This is a genomic window from Acinetobacter sp. TW_SC_4 (genome assembly GCF_054861205.1).
This window is the reverse complement of the sequence record NZ_CM142174.1, coordinates 1,775,864-1,794,318: the sequence shown is the minus strand read 5'-3', so window position 1 is coordinate 1,794,318 and position 18,455 is coordinate 1,775,864. Positions and strand designations below refer to the sequence as shown.

11 protein-coding genes and 2 pseudogenes are annotated in these 18,455 nt (G+C 42.9%); 7 read left to right on the top strand and 6 right to left on the bottom strand.

What is annotated here, in order from left to right:
• Positions 1 to 282: 282 nt before the first annotated feature.
• From ACWM1W_RS08590 to ACWM1W_RS08580, 3 genes are all read right to left on the bottom strand, one after another.
• Positions 283 to 1,293 carry a KGG domain-containing protein gene (locus ACWM1W_RS08590; protein WP_461603199.1) on the bottom strand — a complete coding sequence of 337 codons (1,011 nt, stop codon included), beginning with the start codon at positions 1,291 to 1,293 and terminating at the stop codon, positions 283 to 285.
• Positions 1,294 to 1,727: 434 nt separating this feature from the next.
• The gene (gene coq7 / locus ACWM1W_RS08585; protein WP_313583312.1) at positions 1,728 to 2,363 is read right to left on the bottom strand and encodes a 2-polyprenyl-3-methyl-6-methoxy-1,4-benzoquinone monooxygenase; all 636 of its coding nucleotides are present in this window, start codon (positions 2,361 to 2,363) and stop codon (positions 1,728 to 1,730) included.
• Between the two features lie 3 nt (positions 2,364 to 2,366).
• Positions 2,367 to 3,686, bottom strand: coding sequence for an MFS transporter (locus ACWM1W_RS08580; protein ID WP_313583310.1), 1,320 nt, complete (start codon positions 3,684 to 3,686; stop codon positions 2,367 to 2,369).
• Positions 3,687 to 3,860: 174 nt separating this feature from the next.
• Between ACWM1W_RS08580 and ACWM1W_RS08575 the strand changes: the two genes are divergently transcribed.
• Together ACWM1W_RS08575 and ACWM1W_RS08570 are read left to right on the top strand one after the other, a co-directional pair.
• Positions 3,861 to 6,617 (top strand): autotransporter assembly complex protein TamA, encoded by a 2,757-nt coding sequence (locus tag ACWM1W_RS08575; RefSeq protein ID WP_375725787.1) that lies wholly within the window; start codon positions 3,861 to 3,863, stop codon positions 6,615 to 6,617.
• 38 nt (positions 6,618 to 6,655) lie between these two features.
• Positions 6,656 to 11,179, top strand: coding sequence for a translocation/assembly module TamB domain-containing protein (locus ACWM1W_RS08570; protein ID WP_375725788.1), 4,524 nt, complete (start codon positions 6,656 to 6,658; stop codon positions 11,177 to 11,179).
• 107 nt (positions 11,180 to 11,286) lie between these two features.
• Here the strand turns inward: ACWM1W_RS08570 and xseB are convergent, their stop codons facing one another.
• On the bottom strand, positions 11,287 to 11,481 hold the full coding sequence (gene xseB / locus ACWM1W_RS08565) for an exodeoxyribonuclease VII small subunit (RefSeq protein WP_005235956.1): 195 nt from the start codon (positions 11,479 to 11,481) through the stop codon (positions 11,287 to 11,289).
• Positions 11,471 to 12,640, bottom strand: a pseudogene (gene xseA, locus ACWM1W_RS08560) (exodeoxyribonuclease VII large subunit); the annotation flags it as partial. The pseudogene xseA and the gene xseB, both read right to left, overlap by 11 nt.
• Positions 12,641 to 12,669: 29 nt before the next feature.
• On the opposite strand from xseA, the gene ACWM1W_RS08555 reads away from it, so the two are divergent.
• Positions 12,670 to 13,492 (top strand): IS5 family transposase gene (locus ACWM1W_RS08555; RefSeq protein ID WP_085064288.1). Its coding sequence is split into 2 segments (ribosomal slippage): positions 12,670 to 13,050 and positions 13,052 to 13,492, totalling 822 coding nucleotides; the frame shifts between segments, so codons are not numbered across the junction.
• A gap of 13 nt (positions 13,493 to 13,505) precedes the next feature.
• Here ACWM1W_RS08555 and ACWM1W_RS08550 read toward each other — a convergent pair.
• A pseudogene (locus tag ACWM1W_RS08550) lies at positions 13,506 to 13,628 on the bottom strand (hypothetical protein); the annotation flags it as partial.
• 455 nt (positions 13,629 to 14,083) lie between these two features.
• On the opposite strand from ACWM1W_RS08550, the gene ACWM1W_RS08545 reads away from it, so the two are divergent.
• The 4 genes from ACWM1W_RS08545 to ACWM1W_RS08530 all read left to right on the top strand — a co-directional run bounded on the left by ACWM1W_RS08545 (position 14,084) and on the right by ACWM1W_RS08530 (position 18,422).
• Positions 14,084 to 14,530 carry an I78 family peptidase inhibitor gene (locus tag ACWM1W_RS08545; protein WP_375725789.1) on the top strand — a complete coding sequence of 149 codons (447 nt, stop codon included), beginning with the start codon at positions 14,084 to 14,086 and terminating at the stop codon, positions 14,528 to 14,530.
• 112 nt (positions 14,531 to 14,642) lie between these two features.
• Positions 14,643 to 15,002 (top strand): hypothetical protein, encoded by a 360-nt coding sequence (locus tag ACWM1W_RS08540; RefSeq protein WP_004783806.1) that lies wholly within the window; start codon positions 14,643 to 14,645, stop codon positions 15,000 to 15,002.
• Between the two features lie 213 nt (positions 15,003 to 15,215).
• A complete protein-coding gene (locus tag ACWM1W_RS08535) occupies positions 15,216 to 15,485 on the top strand; it encodes a hypothetical protein (RefSeq protein WP_005235947.1) in 270 nt (89 codons plus the stop codon).
• A gap of 297 nt (positions 15,486 to 15,782) precedes the next feature.
• Positions 15,783 to 18,422 (top strand): bifunctional aconitate hydratase 2/2-methylisocitrate dehydratase, encoded by a 2,640-nt coding sequence (locus tag ACWM1W_RS08530; RefSeq protein ID WP_034171052.1) that lies wholly within the window; start codon positions 15,783 to 15,785, stop codon positions 18,420 to 18,422.
• Positions 18,423 to 18,455 lie beyond the last annotated feature (33 nt).

Here is an 18,455-nt window from a genome sequence, read left to right as displayed (position 1 = left end):
AAAATAGAGAACAATAAATATATTTTAAATTTTAATTAATTTACCATGAAGGTAATTATATTTTAACTTGGTTTTAAATAAAATTTAATTTTTATAAAAAATATTAAATAATATAGTCATCTAAATATATCAAAAAATAAGGATGATAAAAAATAAAAATCTACAAGATTGATTTAAATAATTTCTATTTTTCTTTATCGATAAAGTAGAATGAAAGTATTAAATAAAACGTGGACCTAAATCCACGTTTTATGTTTATAAAGCTAATTATATTGCAATGAATTAACGAGAAGTAAATCTTCCTCGGTCATCACGTGGTGGACTTCTTCGTCCTCCATTGCTGGAACGTCCGCGGCGATCATCATCGTCGTGCTCATCATCACGGCTGCGACCACGACCTCTGCCGCGTCCACCGCGATGATCGTCATCATCATCGTCATCATCACGGCTTCGGCCACGACCTCGACCGCGTTCACCGCGACGATCGTCATCATCATCATCGTCGTCATCATCACGGCTGCGGCCACGACCTCGACCGCGTCCACCACGACGATCGTCATCATCGTCGTCATCATCACGGCTGCGGCCACGACCTCTGCCACGTCCACCACGACGATCGTCATCATCATCGTCGTCATCATCACGGCTGCGGACACGACCTCTGCCACGTCCACCATGACGATCGTCATCATCGTCGTCATCATCACGGCTGTGGCCACGACCTCTGCCACGTCCACCATGACGATCGTCATCATCATCGTCGTCATCATCACGGCTGCGGCCACGACCTCGACCGCGTCCACCGCGACGATCGTCATCATCATCGTCGTCATCATCACGGCTGCGGCCACGACCTCTGCCGCGTCCACCGCGACGATCGTCATCATCATCGTCGTCATCATCACGGCTGCGGCCACGACCTCTGCCACGTCCACCGCGACGATCGTCATCATCATCGTCGTCATCATCACGGCTGCGGCCACGACCTCTGCCGCGTCCACCGCGACGATCGTCATCATCATCGTCGTCACGGCTGCGGCCACGACCTCGACCGCGTCCGCCACGACGATCGTCATCATCATCATCGTCGTCATCACGGCTGCGACCACGGTCATTTATGTGGCTGCGTGAACAAGCTTCGCGAGCTTCTTCTGAAGTAAATTCATGGGCATTACCACTTGCATGAGCAGCTCTCCCGCCTTGGCTTGCAATCTCGCGTTGTTTCTCCGCTTCCATGCCTGCGAATCCACGATTTGAATTATCGGTATCTTTTTCATTATCTTGATTAGCCATTTTAACCGTCCTTTAAAATTCCGGGGAAGTTGACTGAGTTAACGAATGCATAGATATAAAGCAAATAGTGAATTTACATTGTTGATGGATTATTATGACTGTAAATATCAAATTTAATCTAACTAATTGCTTATGAAGTAAATGTAATCTTTTAATTATGTAAATCTGTTCTCTATATAAACATAAAGAAACAGAAAGTTATATGAACGATAAATTTTAAAATGAGAGTTGATAAACTAGGGATTTAATTAATCAGAAGTTGACTTAAAATTTCTTATTAAAAAATAGTAATAATTTTTTTAATATAAATTAAATAAAAATAGCAGATAAAATAATGATAAATAAAAAATTTAAAAAAAGAGTTCTTAAAATATTTTTTCCTTAATTATTTTGATTACAATAAAGCCCTCAAAAATGAGGGCTTTATTTAATACTTAAATATAATAACTGGTTTTGGTCATTAACTTGGAAATACCGGTCATGGCGATCTTAACTGGAACGGGTAGATCTACACCGCCAGCGTTTAATGCTGTATCCCGATGATGCAGTTCATCTTCATTCATCTGTTCCAGAATACGACGAGAACGTTCATCCTGCGGCGGTAACTGGCTAATATGATGCTGTAAATGCATACTCACCTGACGCTCGGTTTCTGCAACAAAACCCAGACTATATTTGTCACCCGCAATGCCGGCAATTGCACCCATACCAAAGGAAAGGCCGTACCAGACCGGATTGAGTAAACTGGTATGGCTATCCAGTTCTTGTAAGCGGTCTTCACACCAGGCCAGATGATCCTGTTCTTCAATTGCCGCCTGTTCCATTTCCCGACGTACATTTGGCAGCTTCGCAGTTAATGCCTGTCCATGATAAAGCGCTTGGGCACAAACCTCACCACTATGATTTACGCGCATTAACCCAGCTACATGACGGGCATCACTCACGGTAAGCTGGGTTTCAACCGGTTTGGCTGGATTTTCCCGTTGTGAGGAAGTCGTTCCTGGAACAAGACTGCGTAATGCCTGGTCAAAAGAATGAATAAGCTTATCGACACCTGTATATTGACGCATGAATTAATCCTCCAAAGGGGCTTTTGCGGTTTTGATCATCGGTTTCAATCTATAAAGCAGCCATAAAGTAAACAGGCCACTCAACACTGCAGTAATACAGAAAAGTATTTTAAGATCAGACTCTAAAATGCTTAAAATAATAATCGAGAATATAGCAGAAGATACCATGAAAACGGCATTCAGGATGTTATTTGCTGCAACCACACGTGCACGATGTGAGCGGGGAGAATGCGCTTGCATCATGGCATACAGCGGCACGATATAAAAACCGCCACTGATGCCCAGTAAAGTTACCGCCAGCATCACATGATAATAGCTCCAGCCTTGCTGGAATACATCTGCCAAGCCGAGTAACGTACCGGTATGTTCCGGAACAAAGGCAAGACTTGCTGCTAGATATAAGGCAAAAACCACCAGACCAATAGCGCCAATCGGTACCATTTTAATATTGACCTCAGTACCGCCTAATCTGCGGCATAAATAAGAACCTAAGCCGATTCCGACAGAGAAAAAGGTTAAAAGCAGACTAGCAACATTTTCAGAAGCATGCAGGTTTTGTAAGGTAAGCTGTGGAATCTGGGTCAAATAAGTTGCACCATAAAACCAGTACCAGGAGTTACCCAGTAAAATTAAAAAAACCAGCGGTAAACTTTTGGCATATTTAATGGTCTGAAAGCTGGTCCGGAAAAAATTCCAGTCAATATTGATTTCGGGTGCTGGAATGCTCTGCTTTAAAATATAACGACTGGAGAAATAGCCAACCACGGCAATACTTAACACCGTTAGGCTGATCCAGATCAGATTGCCTGTAGAAGCCGCAATGACTGCACCGCCTAAGATCATACCAAACAGAATAGCCAGTGATGTACCTGACTGGAATAGTGCGTTACCTGACATTAATTCATCCGGTTTTAATACTTCAGGCAAAATGGCATATTTAATCGGGCCGAAAAAAGTGGATTGAGTGCCCATTAAAAACAGGGCAAACAGAAGAATCCATAAATGACCGAGCAGGAAGCCAATGGTGCCCAGAATCATGATCACAATTTCAAAAATCTTTAAATAACGAATCAGCTGGGAACGTTCATATTTATCTGCAATCTGGCCTGCCGTCGCAGAGAAAATAAAATAAGGCAAAATGAACAATAGTGCAGCAAGGTTATTTAAGGTGCTAATACTGGCTGATTGTTGCTGAATCCAGCCATAGGTAATCACCAATAATAATGCCTGTTTAAAAACATTATCATTCAGTGCACCAAAAAACTGGGTTAGGAACATGGGTAAAAAGCGGCGGCTCGCTAACAAATGTTCATTGTTGTTCATATAAGACGTGCTACATTAAGATTTATTAAGAAATGTGAGATATACGTAAACATTGAGAAAAATCATGTAAGATACTTTCGTCCATGTAAAGGCAAAACCCAATAATTTAAGTTCTTTAGCTTATCTTTTTCGGTCAAATAATCAATTAAAGAATGTATTCGTTTAGAGTTTGCTATGCCCGCAAAGAGAAAATTTAAACAAACGATGCTAAATCGTAGTATGGGGTCTCTCGTACCGTATCATGGCCGAGCCAGGCTATGTATGAGTATATTTTTCATGATGTTATCGCATCAGGGCATGGCACAAACCGAGCAGACGGAAACTCCGGTAGCACTATCTCAGGCAGAAATGATCGAAGAGTTATCCCAAGAAGCCGTTCGACAAGGGGTAGCTACAACCGAGGCTGAAGCAACAGAAAAAGTTGAAGAAGCTTTAGAACCTGAAACTTCGACTGTAGATAGTATGCAAATGCTGCAAGAACAGCAGGCTATGGGAACGTCTCTGGGTGAATTTCAGCCAATTGAGTTTGATGATTTAGAAAGCCTGCCGGTACAAACGATTGACCAGAGCATGGCAAACGAGATTTATCAGGTTGCGGAAGAAGCGAAACGCGAGGCGCAAGCCTATCGCCAGACCGTGCAAACTAAAACAGTAGTCAATGATATGAGTCAGCAGGAACTGGTTGAAATCAATCAGGCACCTGTGAATGTTGATCAGCTTATGCAGTCCATTCAGGCCGATAGCCAGATTATTGTCCAAAGAAATGAGTCGGGTGCGACCTTATCCGAGTTGCCTGCACCAACGACGCCTGAAAATGATAAACGCCCTAATATTTTCAAGCGACTGTTTTATAAAATACGTCCACCTCGCCAGATTATGACCGCCAGTTTGCCTCGGATCAGTGCAGATGTGGTCATTGTGAATGGAAATGGCACTACACAAAGCAATGGCGGATTGAATCGTAAAGCCCAGTCAGAAGGTTATACGAATCTTAGAAATAATGTAAAAGCTAAACTTTCTAGCTTTACCCAGGAATCCTTTGAAGATTTTTCATCTGCATTACCGCAACTCCGTAATCTGTCCAATCAGGCTGCCCAAGCTGTAGGTTATTACAATGCCCAGTTCAGATTTGAAAAATTATCAGATAGCCGGGTCAGAGTTTATGTAACCCCGAATGAGCCGGTCATTATCAATACCCATAATATTGAGTTTAGTGGGCCAGGTGGTGAACAGCCGCAGTTCCAGGTTATTAGTCTTCTACCTGAACAGGAAGAAGGTGATATCTTTAACCATGGGGATTATGAAAAAACCAAGGACCGGATTAATACCGCAGCCAGCGACAATGGTTATTTTGATGCTTACTGGCGCTTGCATGATGTGCGCATTGCCCAACCCGAAAATACAGCCGATGTGAATCTGCGCTTTGAAACAGGTGAGCGTTATAAACTGGGTAATGTAGAGTTCAGGATGAGTGATCCTGAAAAAGAATTTCCATTGAATCGTGATGTACTGGAAAGTCTGGTCACCTGGGAAGATGGTGCTGACTACACCTTCTGGCGTGTGAATAGCTTGGCCAACAACCTGACGAACTCACGTTATTTTAACTATACGCTGGTGGATACAATTCGTCCTGATCCTATTGATCGAGAGCTGGAACTGGCACCGGATATTCAGAGTCTGATAGAAGAACAGAAGTTTTCAGAAGATGAAATAGGTGTGGCCAAGAAAGCTGCACCAGTATCCGATCAGGAAGTTACACAGGATGTGGTGGATGAAGATCAGTTCGCCGGTAGTCGTGATGCAGAAAATCCAAACTTAAGAACTTTGCGGGTTCAGCAGCAGACCAAAGAAGACGAAGAAGAACGTTTAAAGGCTCAGGCTCGTGAAGAGAAAAAAATTCCGGTGATTGTGACACTGAATGCAGACCGTCTTAACAGTGCCGAAGTCGGTCTGGGTTATGGTACGGATACCGGAACACGCTTACGTGGACAATATCGCCGCGCGATCGTAAACAAGCGTGGTCACTCATTTGATGCCAACCTTGAATTGTCACAAATCCGTCAGTCAATTGATGGCCGTTATAATATTCCATACAACCATCCACTTAATGACTATATCAGTATCGTGGGTGGTTATGAGCGTGAAGAACGTGATGGTGTGGCCCAAGGTGATGGCCTGTTAATTGAATCCGCGGTACTTGGTGCTGACCGGATTATTAAAAATCCGCGTGCTAATTGGCAACAAACTTACGGTCTACGTTACCGTCTGGATCGTCTGACGCAGGATGGTTCGGTTGATTTTAGCCAGATTCCGGAAGCATTCAGATTCAATACTGAAGATGAACAGCAGTCTTTACTGGTGGGTTATGAAGTTTCCCGTACTGATAGTGATCGCCGCGTGAACCCGACCAAGGGCTTTAAGCAAACCTATAAAGTCGAATTGGGCAGTGAAGCTCTATTGTCTGATGCCGATATGGCGATTGTGAATGCAGGCTGGCGTTTTATCTATTCACTGGGTGAAAATGCCGATCACCAGTTTGTTGGACGTGCGGATCTGGGTTATATCTTTACTGAAGATTTTGCCAAAGTACCTTATAACCTGCGCTATTTTAGTGGCGGTGATCAAAGTATCCGTGGTTTTGACTATAAGAGTCTTTCTCCGGAAATTGAAGGCTTTAAAGTGGGCGGACAGGCTTTGGGTGTGGCTTCACTGGAATATAATTATCAGTTCAGGGAGGGCTGGCGCGCTGCAGTATTTGCGGATGCCGGAAATGCCTATAATGAGGATTTTAGTAATCCGACAGAATATGGTGCGGGGCTGGGGATTCGTTGGGCTTCACCGATTGGCCCAATTCGTTTAGATGTGGCGACCGGACTGTCGGATGACAATTATCCGATTCGTTTGCACTTCTTTATTGGCTCGCAGTTATAAAACATTTATTAATTAAAAAATAGTTATTTGGGTAGATCATGGTCGAAAACCAACCACAGCCAGAACAGGAGCAACAACCTGAAGTTGTGCCGAAAAAGCGCCGTATATTTAGAAGTATTCTATTGTCGGTCCTTTTTTCTCTTATTTTTCTGCTGTCTGTACTGGCGATCCTGTTTTCTACCGATAAAGGCAGTAAATTCCTGCTCGATCAGGTGATGCAGCGCCAGGAAATCATTCATTATGAATATGAAGGTGGGAACCTGTGGCGCGGGATTATCCTGAAAAATGTTCTGGTTACCCTGAAACCGGTCGATGTCAAAATTGACCGTGCTGATGTCAAGCTGGGTTGGCGGGCGATTATCAAAAAAGAAATTCATCTGACTGAAGCAGATGTACTGAATTTACAGATTATTAATAAAAATCCGCCAAGTGATGAGCCATTCAAGTTCAATGCAATTCGTTTACCGTTTGTATTGCGGGTTGATCATTTACTTCTCGATCACTTGGTGATTAAGACTCAGACCAATGCAGTTGATTTTTATAATATTGAACTGAATGAAGCATTATGGTCAGGTACCGAGCTGAATTTCGAAGATTCCCGCATGGACATGGGCTATCTGTCGGTACGTGAAGCTACTGGGAAAATGCAGTTTGAAGGTAAATATCCACTAGATGCACGCGGTATTCTAAATCTGCCTTCACTCAGAGAAAGCTTGAATATTCATGATATTCAAGTACGTGCTAGAGGCACACTGGATACCATTCAGGCCGGGGTCGCGACCAACACGCCAGATTTGCTGACAGGCTGGGCAGTTCTGCACCCGATGCGTCCTAATGTACCCATGCGTGGTGAACTCCAGTTCAAGCAATATCACTGGCCAATCCTGACAGAGCAAAAACTGTTTACGAAAGATGGTGTGGCTGAGTTTAATGGGAATACCAAGCGCCTGGATCTGAATGTTCGCACTGATATTGAAGGTGAAAATATCCCGGATGGGCAATATACCGCAGTGATGTACACCGATCTGGTCAATCAGCTCAATATTACTGATCTAAATGGTCAGCTGATGAAAGGTTCGGTAAGCCTGGCAGGTACTGTAGGCTGGGCTGATCAGGTGGATTGGGATCTGACAGGTCGCATGAATGGGATTGATCCAAAACATCAGCGAATTCCACAGGTGGTGCAAGACTTTCTGCCACCAAGTCTGGACGGTAATATTGCCTCTACCGGTAACCTGGAAAATGGCCTGCATTTAACAGGACTGGTGGATTTTGACCGCTATGAAACCTGGAATATCAAGCTGGATCAGAAGCCGGTTAAAGACAATAAAGCTCAACCGATGTTACTGGATGTGGCCTGGAAAAATATTGATCGTGCCGTGCCTTATATCGGCTGGTTAAAAAGTGAATCAGGCGATGTCGATCTGGTACTGGTCGAAGGCCAGCAGAATATCCATGTCGCTACTCAGGTTGCTCAGCATGAAGAAGGGCTGTTGCCGACAGGAATGTATCAGGCACAACTAAACCTGAAAAATAATATTCTGAATGTTCCAAGTTTTAAATATAGTGGAAATGGACAGGCCGGCAGTCTAACAGGTAATGCACGGGTTGAACTGCCAGAAGAAAAACGTCAGCTCAAATGGTCCGCAGTATTAAATGCCCAGAACCTGAATACTCAAACTCTGGCTGCAGCTTCACCAATTGACCGCTTGAATGGTCGGATAAAAGCCCGTGGTTATGCACGCCCGAATCAGCAAATTATTAATCTTAGCGGTATAGATCTGATCGGACGACTGGCTGCGCAAAATGAAACCGTTCATCTGACAGGTAATAGTAATATTGCCTTGTTGTTCCATGATGAAAAAGCAGGTGGCGGATTTAAAAGTTATGCGGTCAATTATGATGGTGCATTAAGTGCCAGCCAGATCAAGGCCGGTCAGGGATTGTTGAAACTGCGCTTGTCAGGTACGCCTGATATGCTGAATATCAAGGAACTGCGTCATGATGGTGTCGCAGGAAAAATTAATGCCAATGGTCAGGTGAATCTGACAAATGGTATTGGCTGGAATGTAAATGCCTCTCTGGTGCGTTTCAAACCTCAGTATTTCAATGCCAAGCTTAAAGGTGAATTGTCTGGCAATCTGCAAACCCAAGGTGTCTGGTCGGATGCAGTGAAGCGTGTCCAGATTCAACGCTTAAATCTGGCCGGTATGTTGAATAATAAACCGGTACGCGGTAAGGGTAATCTGGCTGTATTGATTGATTCCAAGCAGCGTGGTTTTGTACCGCAGCAGTTTGAAGCCAATAACCTGTTCCTGTCTTATGCCAGCAACCAGATACAGGCCACAGGTAATGCGCAGAATTTGCAACTGAAAGTCAATGCGCCGGCATTATATGAGCTTTATCCGGGGTTAAGAGGCCGGGTGCAAGGCTACATTAATATGCAAGCACAACCGCGTTTACAAGCAACTGCGAATCTGGCAGTGGATAATTTTGCCTTCAAGAACCTGTTTAGCGTAGACAAGATTCGGGTACGTGGCCAGTTACCGACTTCACAAACCACACCGACTTTATTGACTGCGACCATGGATCAGTTGCGTAGTGGCAATAGACAGATTGTACGCGGTGAAGTGTCACTTGCTGGAACGCGCGCCGCGCATGTGCTGCAAGTTCAGGCTGAAAATAAGCTGTCTAAATTCTTTGTTCAGCTCGCAGGTGGTTTTAATGCACAAAATAACTGGTTAGGCCAGATCCAGCGCGGTGATTTCGACTCACTGCGTACTCATCTGGTGCAGCGTCAAAATGCAGCTGTAATTTATAACACTGCACAGTCGGATCTGTTTGTTGGCGCTCATTGCTGGATGAGTCAGCAAAGTCAACTTTGCTTTGACCAGCCAATTCGAGTCAATAAAACTCGAGGTAGTGCTTCATTTATTACCCGTAACCTGGATCTGGCTGACTTTAGTGCCTTCCTGCCAGAAGGCATAGCATTAACCGGTAAAGTGAATGGTTATGCCAAGGCAGCTTGGGCACAAGGTGCTAAACCGAAAATTGATGCTCGTCTGGTAACCCGCAATGGGGTGATCGGCTTATCTTCTGATGATCCGGAATATTTAGGCTCGACTTTAAAATATGATGAAGTGGGGCTGGTCGCAAAAAGCGTGGCCGCTGGATTACAGATTCGTCTGGATGTGAAAACGCCGGATATTGGTACAGGCTATGCCAATGTGATTATTGATCCATATCGTGACAATAAACCAATGCGTGGCGAGATTGCCTTTAACCAGGTTCAGCTGAAGGTCTTTAAGCCATTCATTCAGGATGTGCGTAATCTCGATGGTACCCTGTCGTATGCAGGTAAAATTAGCGGAACGTTAACCGATCCATTACTTGAAGGTGAAATTCGGGTTAAGGACGGGGCGATCAGCATGATTTCATTACCAGTCAATCTAACCAATGTGCAGCTCTATTCATCAGTCCGTCAAAATACCGCGACTATTAATGGTGCATTTAATAGTGGTCGTGGTGCTGGTAAATTAACTGGTTCTGTAGACTGGAAAGGTGATCCTCGCGTACAGCTCAAACTTCAGGGTGAAAATCTGCTGATTCGCCAGGCACCGCTGATTACTGCGGTGGTTACGCCTGATCTGACCCTGGATATGTATCCGTTCAATAAAAAATTGAGCTTGAGTGGTAAGGTCGATGTTCCTCGTGCATTGATTTCTATGCCTGAAGCGTCTGAACCTGTTGTGGGCTTGTCTTCTGACGTACGCGTAGTACGTGAGGGAGATGACCAGCTCGCCATTCTGAAAGCGGCACGTCCATGGGATATTCGCGCAGATGTTGCAGTGTCGTTAGGAAATCAGGTGATCTTCCAGGGCTTTGACAGCCGTATTCCACTCTTAGGTCGTGTCAATCTGACACAACGTGGTCTGGAATCTGCGATGCGTGCCAATGGTGCGATCGGGGTATCACAACGGGTGAAAATTGAAGCTTATGGACAAAGTCTGGATCTGAACCGTGCAATTGCACGTTTCAATGGCCCGTTGTCGAATCCAACCCTGGATATTGATGCCAATAAATCCATTCAAGGTAGCACGGTGGGTGTACGTGTCACTGGTACAGCCTCAAGTCCTGCCATTCAAATTTATAATGATGCTGGCCTGTCTGAACAGGAAGCGTTGAATGCCCTGATTACTGGTCGTATTAATGAAGGGGCTTCAGGCTTGAGTCAGGCAGAAGGTTTCAGATCTGATGTAAATAACACCATTGCAGCCGCAGGGATCAGTCTGGGCTTAGGCGGTACGCGTGCCTTGACCAACCAGATTGGCCGCAGCTTTGGCTTGAGCGGTCTGGCACTGGATGCACAGGGAACCGGGGATGATACTCAGGTGTCTGTAACCGGTTATATTACGCCAGACTTATATATCCGTTATGGGGTTGGCGTATTTACCCCAGTAAACAAGTTGACTTTACGTTATCAAATGAATCAGCGTTTATATCTGGAAGCCAGTCAGTCTTTAGAACGTGCAATTGACTTATTCTATAATTGGCGGTTCTAAGCTAATAAAAAGCCCTCTAAATGAGGGCTTTTTTATAGGCAAGAGATTTTAAAATAGCCTAAGCATTTAAATCATCAAGCTATACTGATTTAAGGTATTCAATAAAATTAATCCTTAAAGGTCTCGTTCAGTGCATTCTGAACGGCTTCCACTCGGGATTTACAAGCTTTATACGCCTGCATAGACTCTTCAACGATTTTCATCAAATTATCAATATCTGGTTCTTGCTGAGATTCAAGTAATTCAGCATTCTTTTTCAAGATGTCATAGCCTTCCTGAAAGCTCAAAGTATCATGACTCATGGGGAGTTACCTGCGTAAGTTGTGCTGAAAATAGGCCATCGTGTAATTCAACCTGAACGGGTTGTTGCACATCAATTTGATGAATTGAACGAACCACGTGTTCTTGCTGGCGCACAATGGCATAGCCTTTGGACAAAACATGTTTGGGATTTTGCAGTAGTGTTTCCCGCATCAGGGCATCTAGCTGCTGATTAATTAGTTGGGTCTGTTGCTGGGCAAGGTTAGAAGTATTGGACTTGAGCTGCTCTAAACTTTGCAAGGCATTCACAATCTGGTGATTGGCCAGATTTTGGATTAGTTTTAAATATTGCTCATTCTGGTTTTGATAAGCCTGAATTTGCTGTTGAGAAAGTCGCTGGATGCTTTGCAGGTTATTTATAACTTCTTGCGTCAGCTCGACGACATGATTGCGAATTCCAGCAATCACCTTGCTCGGTGTGTCGAAAGAACGATGAGCGATTTCATCCAAAATCGTCCGATCTTTTTCATGACCAATACCAACCCAGACGGGAACTGAACGTTTGCAGAGCAGGGCAGCCAGCGCATAGTCATTCAAATACGCCAGATCATTGATTGCGCCACCGCCACGAATGATCACGATCAGATCAGGCGCGTGATGATACGTTTGTGCCCACTGCTTTAAAGCTTGTGCCAAGCTTTGCATGATGCTTTGCGGTGCCATATTTCCCTGAAAGGTCGCACTGTGATAGATAAATTCGCATACCTGAGCTTTTTGTAAAGCATCAGCATCTTTCTTGAAATCGCCCAGACCGGCAGCCTTTTCTGGAGCAATCACCAGAATCCGGTTTAGGTCAAAAGGTGTAGGGAGATTTTTATTGCGATTAATCAGACCTTCGGTTGTCAGTTTTTCTATAATCTGCTGATAACGTCGGGCTATATCTCCCAAGGTATATCCAGAATCAATCTCTACAATATTTAGGGAAAACCCATATTGCGGATCAAAGCTGGCTTTGACTTTGATTAAAACTTTAAGATCCCGGCTTAGTTCAATACCACTTTCACGTTCAAATTGCGTCACAATTTTCTGCGCAGCAAACTTCCAGATTGTGGCCCGGCAACTGGCAATGACCTGATCATTGTCAGGATCTTTTTCTGCCAGTTCTAGATAATAATGGCCAGCTTTAATAGACCTCTTGCGAAAGTAAAAACTGCCTCAATATAGATTTCATGAAATATCAGAAATTAAATCGTTTTTCAGATTCTGAATTCCAGCGCTTGGTTGGTGTACCTCGAGCAGTTTTTAGTGAAATGGTCGAAGTTTTAAAAGAAGCAGAATCACTTAAAAAGAAATTAGGGCGTCCTCATACTTTAGCTATAGAGGATCAATTATTATTAACACTCAATTACTTACGGAGCTACAACACCCAATTGGAATTGGCGGCAAATTACCATATCGCTGAAAGTAATGTGAATCGAACTATTAAAAAGGTTGAAGATGCATTAATGAAATCAAGACGTTTTACCCTGCCAAAACGAAGCATTACCACAGCAGACGAACAATTTAACTGGGTAATTATTGATGCGACAGAATGTTTAATAGAACGCCCGAAAAAAAAATCAGAGTAAGTTCTACAGTGGTAAAAAGAAGAAACATACGTTAAAAGCCCAAGTGATCTATCATCCGAAGAGCAAACAAATCATAGGAGTAGATATATCGTCTGGCAGTCAGCATGATATTAAATTGGCAAGAAAAACAGTTAAGAAATTCAAACATTGTGACTATGTTATGACCGATTTAGGGTACTATGGGTTAGAGCAAGATGGCTTTAAATTATTGATGCCAATAAAGAAAAAGAAGAATTTACCCTTATTTGATGCTGAGAAAAATTACAATAAAATGATTGGAAAAATACGAGTTGTAATCGAACACATTAACAGTCAATTGAAAAGATTTAGAATACTAAGTGAACGCTATCGAAATAGACGGAAAAGATTCGGTTTACGCATTAACTTAATCGCTGCACTGGTAAACCGGATGAACTTGCAATAACGACTTTCGCAAGAGATCTAATATTTAAATTACGAATCTCGGCTTTGACCCACACCGGTGTATCGAAAGTGATTTTTACCACTTCATGAACCGTAGAAAGGTATTCTTTTAAAGAAAGCTGGAGATCGTCTTGCATGCTGAGATAAAGTTTAAAATTCAATCAAATATTAAAGCAATATGGCCGCTAGTACAAACATCAAGCTTCGTGCATAAAAAAAGGTAAGGACAAAGAAGCTGGGCAATAATTAATTTAATAATCTAAAAACAAAATATTAGAATAATACTTGGTTGATGAAGGGTAATAAACACTTTGTATAATAATGTAATGACATTGTCATTTTTAAGCCATTCCAATAGTTAACTAAAACTAAATTTTGGCTATTTGAAAAAAGAAACCACTTTTGAAGGTTGATTATTGGTTAAGGTAAATCATAGGAAATAGTGAGAACTTAAATAGGATTAAACCTAATGATATTAAGAAATGATCCTGCCGCTTTTTACAGAATTACAAACACTCAAGCCTTTTCAGATCTGACGCTGTAAATGGAATATGCTACATTAAAGGCGAATTCCTTTAGAAGAATACCGCTCATGAAAAAAATAATTTTATCTGGTTTGTCCGGATTATTTGCATCCATCCTCCTTGCTGGCTGTAGTACGACCCAGTCGACTGACTCAAACTCAGCGTCATTAGGAACAGCGAATCCAGCGAGTACCTATTGTATTAATCAAGGTGGAAAGCTGGAAATCCGTAATGAAACTAATGGGCAAGTGGGCTATTGTCATTTAAAAAAAGGGCAAGTGGTCGAAGAATGGGAATATTTCCGAGCAAACCAGCCTAAATGTATCGCTGATCAGGCAGCTGCGCTGGTTGGCCAATCCAATTTAACTGAAGCAAAAATCAAAGAGAAAACCAAAGCTCAAATGGTACGCATGGTTGCACCTGGCCAGCCTGTCACTATGGATTATCGTGAAGAGCGCGTGACGGTCACTGTAGATCCAGCCACTAAGAAAGTAGTTCAGGCCAGCTGTGGTTAAGATATGAAATGCTACTTTCGAGCAGGCAGTATCAATAAGAATAGGTAAAAATTTCATTTTAAATGACAAATCTGTGCTGATCTCTTATAGTGCCTCTCGGAAGGAGAAATTCATGAAAAAGTTATTTGCTTTATCGCTGATGGTTGCTCTGGTCGGCTGTGCAGAGAAAAAACCTTTAACCCCTGAAGAGCAGTGGCATGGCTATTGTCGTAGTGTGGGGAATGCTGCACGGACCATTATGCTGGATCGTCAGAATGCGATCGAGAAAGAAAAGGCTGTTGAGCATGCCAACAAGATCGATGATGACATCACTCGCGGTTTTATCCTGAATATTATCGATGAAGTCTATGCACTTCCGGAACAGGAAATTAAGACTGATGTAGATGCAGCCCGTGAGAAAGTCCGCGCTGAATTTACTGAAAAATGTATCGCCACACCGCATGATAAAATGCCAGATTACAAACCGTTCTAAGGAACGGTTTTTTTATATTTGAATGAAGCAAACTAAGGAATATTCATTCAAATTAAATAGTAGTTTATAGATATAAAAATATTCTTCTATAATAAAAATAGCCTAAGCAATATTAAATATAATTTGTGACAATTGCTAAATCTAAAATATAGAAATGCTTATCTTTATATTGAATAATTAATTTAACTCCAAAGCCTTTAGGAGAACAATAATATGGACGTCGTGAAATATTTATATCACTCAGATCTGCTGTTAGAAGATGAAAAAGGATTGGCGATTATCGGTAGCGGACGCTATGTTCTGAGTGTAGGAGACAAGGTCGTGATTAAGCAGATCTTGGTGCAGGACAAAAAACGCTGTTTGGTAGAGATTTCCTTTGCCAGCAACAATCACAGTCAGACCTATGAAGATCAATGTGAATTAAAATTTGAGGGTTGTCGGGACGCTTTTCAGCAATATTTGAACTCGACGACAGTCCACTAAGGTGGAGTATCTTTTTCTAAGTAAATTAGGCAACATCGATGTTGCCTTTTTTATGCGTCGAATTTGGTTAAAAGTTGCCATATCTGTACTTAAATTATGCAAGGCGATGATGATTTGATTATTGAATGATCTTTATAAGCATCATTTAGTTATAAAATAATGAGCATCACAAAGAAACACTGTACTTGCATTAACTTTTAACTGGAATTTTAGTAAAATTTTAGAGTCCATATTATTTGTGAAGCTTTTATAAAGCAGGAATTCACAGGTAATTTTTTAAAAAAGAGGAATAACACCGTGCTAGAAGCTTACCGCCAACACGTTGAAGAACGTGCCGCACTCGGAGTCCCACCGAAGCCACTTGATGATGCTCAAACTGCTGCATTAGTTGAATTATTAAAAAATCCCCCAGCTGGTGAAGAAGCATACTTAGTTGACTTGCTTGAAAACCGTGTTCCAGCGGGTGTTGACCAAGCTGCATACGTAAAAGCTGCGTTCTTAGCTGCATTGGCAAAAGGCGAAGCGACTTCTCCACTAGTTTCTAAAGAACGTGCGGTTTACTTACTGGGCACTATGCTTGGTGGTTATAACGTTGCTCCTTTAGTTGAACTTCTAGAAGACGCAGAGCTTGGTGGTCTTGCTGCTGAAGCTTTGAAAAAGACGCTTCTTGTATTTGATGCGTTCCATGACGTAGCTGATAAAGCACGTGCCGGTAATGCAAATGCAAAAGCTGTTCTTCAATCATGGGCTGATGCTGAATGGTTTACAAACCGTGCAGATGTTCCAGAAGAAATCAAACTGACAGTTTTCAAAGTAACTGGCGAAACGAATACTGATGACTTGTCTCCAGCACAAGACGCTTGGAGCCGTCCAGACATTCCATTGCATGCAAATGCAATGCTAAAAAACGAACGTGATGGCATCAACCCAGAAGTTCCTGGTGAAGTTGGTCCATTAAACCAAATTAAAGACCTCATCGCGAAAGGCAACAAAGTTGCTTACGTAGGTGACGTTGTTGGTACAGGTTCTTCTCGTAAATCTGCAACTAACTCTGTACTTTGGTTCTTCGGTGACGAAATTCCGCACATTCCTAACAAGAAAGAAGGCGGTTACTGCTTAGGTTCTAAAATTGCTCCGATTTTCTTCAACACGATGGAAGACGCTGGTGCGTTACCAGTTGAAATTGACGTAGCAAACATGAACATGGGTGATGAAATCACTCTTAAAATCGACAAAGCTGCTGCTAAAGTAACTGCGTTCAAAGACGGCGCTCAAATCGCTGAAGCTGACCTTAAAACTCCAGTACTTCTAGACGAAGTTCGTGCGGGTGGTCGTATTAACCTGATCATCGGTCGTGGTTTGACAACTAAAGCACGTGAAGAGCTTGGTCTTGAGCCTTCAACTCTGTTCCGTACTCCAGTACAACCTGCTGACACTGGCAAAGGCTTCACCCTTGCTCAGAAGATGGTTGGTCGCGCTTGTGGTCTTCCTGAAGGTCAAGGTATCCGTCCAGGTACTTACTGTGAACCACGCATGACTACAGTTGGTTCTCAAGATACAACTGGTCCTATGACTCGTGACGAATTGAAAGACTTGGCTTGCCTAGGCTTCTCTGCTGACCTTGTAATGCAATCTTTCTGTCACACAGCTGCGTATCCAAAACCAGTTGACGTTCAAATGCAACACACGCTTCCTGATTTCATCATGAACCGTGGTGGTGTTTCTCTACGTCCAGGTGACGGTATTATCCACTCTTGGTTAAACCGTATGCTTCTTCCAGATACTGTTGGTACTGGTGGTGACTCCCATACTCGTTTCCCAATCGGTATTTCATTCCCAGCGGGTTCTGGTCTTGTAGCATTCGCTGCAGCAACTGGTGTTATGCCACTTGATATGCCAGAGTCTGTTCTTGTGAAGTTCAAAGGTAAAATGCAGCCTGGTATCACTTTACGTGACCTAGTACATGCAATTCCTTACGTAGCAATCCAAGAAGGTGACCTGACTGTTGAGAAGAAAGGTAAGAAAAACATCTTCTCTGGCCGTATCCTTGAGATCGACCTGACAGAAATGGAAACTGACCTGACTGTTGAGCAAGCATTCGAACTTTCTGATGCTTCTGCTGAACGTTCTGCGGCTGGTTGTGCGATCACGCTTTCTGAAGAGAAAGTTGCTGAATACCTACGTTCTAATATCACTATGCTGAAGTGGATGATTTCACAAGGCTATGGCGATGCTCGTACTATGGCGCGCCGTGTTGAGAACATGGAAAAATGGTTGGCTAACCCATCACTTCTTAAAGCTGATGCTGACGCTGAATACACTAAAGTGTATGAAATCGACCTTTCTACAATCACAGAACCAGTTCTTTGCTGCCCGAACGACCCAGATGATGCAAAACTTCTTTCTGACGTTCAAGGCGTTAAAATTGATGAAGTATTCATCGGTTCTTGTATGACTAACATCGGTCACTTCCGTGCAGCTGGTAAACTTCTAGACAAAGTTCCTGGTGGTTCTTTATCTACTCGTCTATGGTTGGCTCCTCCAACTCGTATGGACGAACACCAATTGATGGAAGAAGGTTTCTACAATACTTATGGTAAAGCTGGCGCTCGTACTGAAATGCCAGGCTGTTCATTATGTATGGGTAACCAAGCACGTGTAGCACCGAACACAACTTGTGTATCGACTTCTACTCGTAACTTCCCGAACCGTCTAGGTCAAGGTGCGAACGTTTACCTGGCGTCTGCTGAACTTGCATCTGTTGCTGCTGTATTGGGTAAATTACCTTCTCCAGAAGAATACCAACAGTACGCTGCTCAAATCGACAGCATGTCTGCTGACATCTACCAATACTTGAACTTCGACAAGATGAGCGAGTATACAGATGCTGCTAAAGACATCGATACCAAAAAAATTGCTGCTGCTCAATTAGCTTAATTGATCAAAAAGTAGTTTAAAATAAGGGCCGAG

Excerpts from the sequence above, each read along its gene's own strand:
- ACWM1W_RS08590 (WP_461603199.1), bottom strand. The coding sequence starts at position 1,293 with ATGGCTAATCAAGATAATGAAAAAGATACCGATAATTCAAATCGTGGA.
- coq7 (WP_313583312.1), bottom strand. The coding sequence starts at position 2,363 with ATGCGTCAATATACAGGTGTCGATAAGCTTATTCATTCTTTTGACCAG.
- ACWM1W_RS08580 (WP_313583310.1), bottom strand. The coding sequence starts at position 3,686 with ATGAACAACAATGAACATTTGTTAGCGAGCCGCCGCTTTTTACCCATG.
- ACWM1W_RS08575 (WP_375725787.1), top strand. The coding sequence starts at position 3,861 with ATGCCCGCAAAGAGAAAATTTAAACAAACGATGCTAAATCGTAGTATG.
- ACWM1W_RS08570 (WP_375725788.1), top strand. The coding sequence starts at position 6,656 with ATGGTCGAAAACCAACCACAGCCAGAACAGGAGCAACAACCTGAAGTT.
- xseB (WP_005235956.1), bottom strand. The coding sequence starts at position 11,481 with ATGAGTCATGATACTTTGAGCTTTCAGGAAGGCTATGACATCTTGAAA.
- ACWM1W_RS08545 (WP_375725789.1), top strand. The coding sequence starts at position 14,084 with ATGAAAAAAATAATTTTATCTGGTTTGTCCGGATTATTTGCATCCATC.
- ACWM1W_RS08540 (WP_004783806.1), top strand. The coding sequence starts at position 14,643 with ATGAAAAAGTTATTTGCTTTATCGCTGATGGTTGCTCTGGTCGGCTGT.
- ACWM1W_RS08535 (WP_005235947.1), top strand. The coding sequence starts at position 15,216 with ATGGACGTCGTGAAATATTTATATCACTCAGATCTGCTGTTAGAAGAT.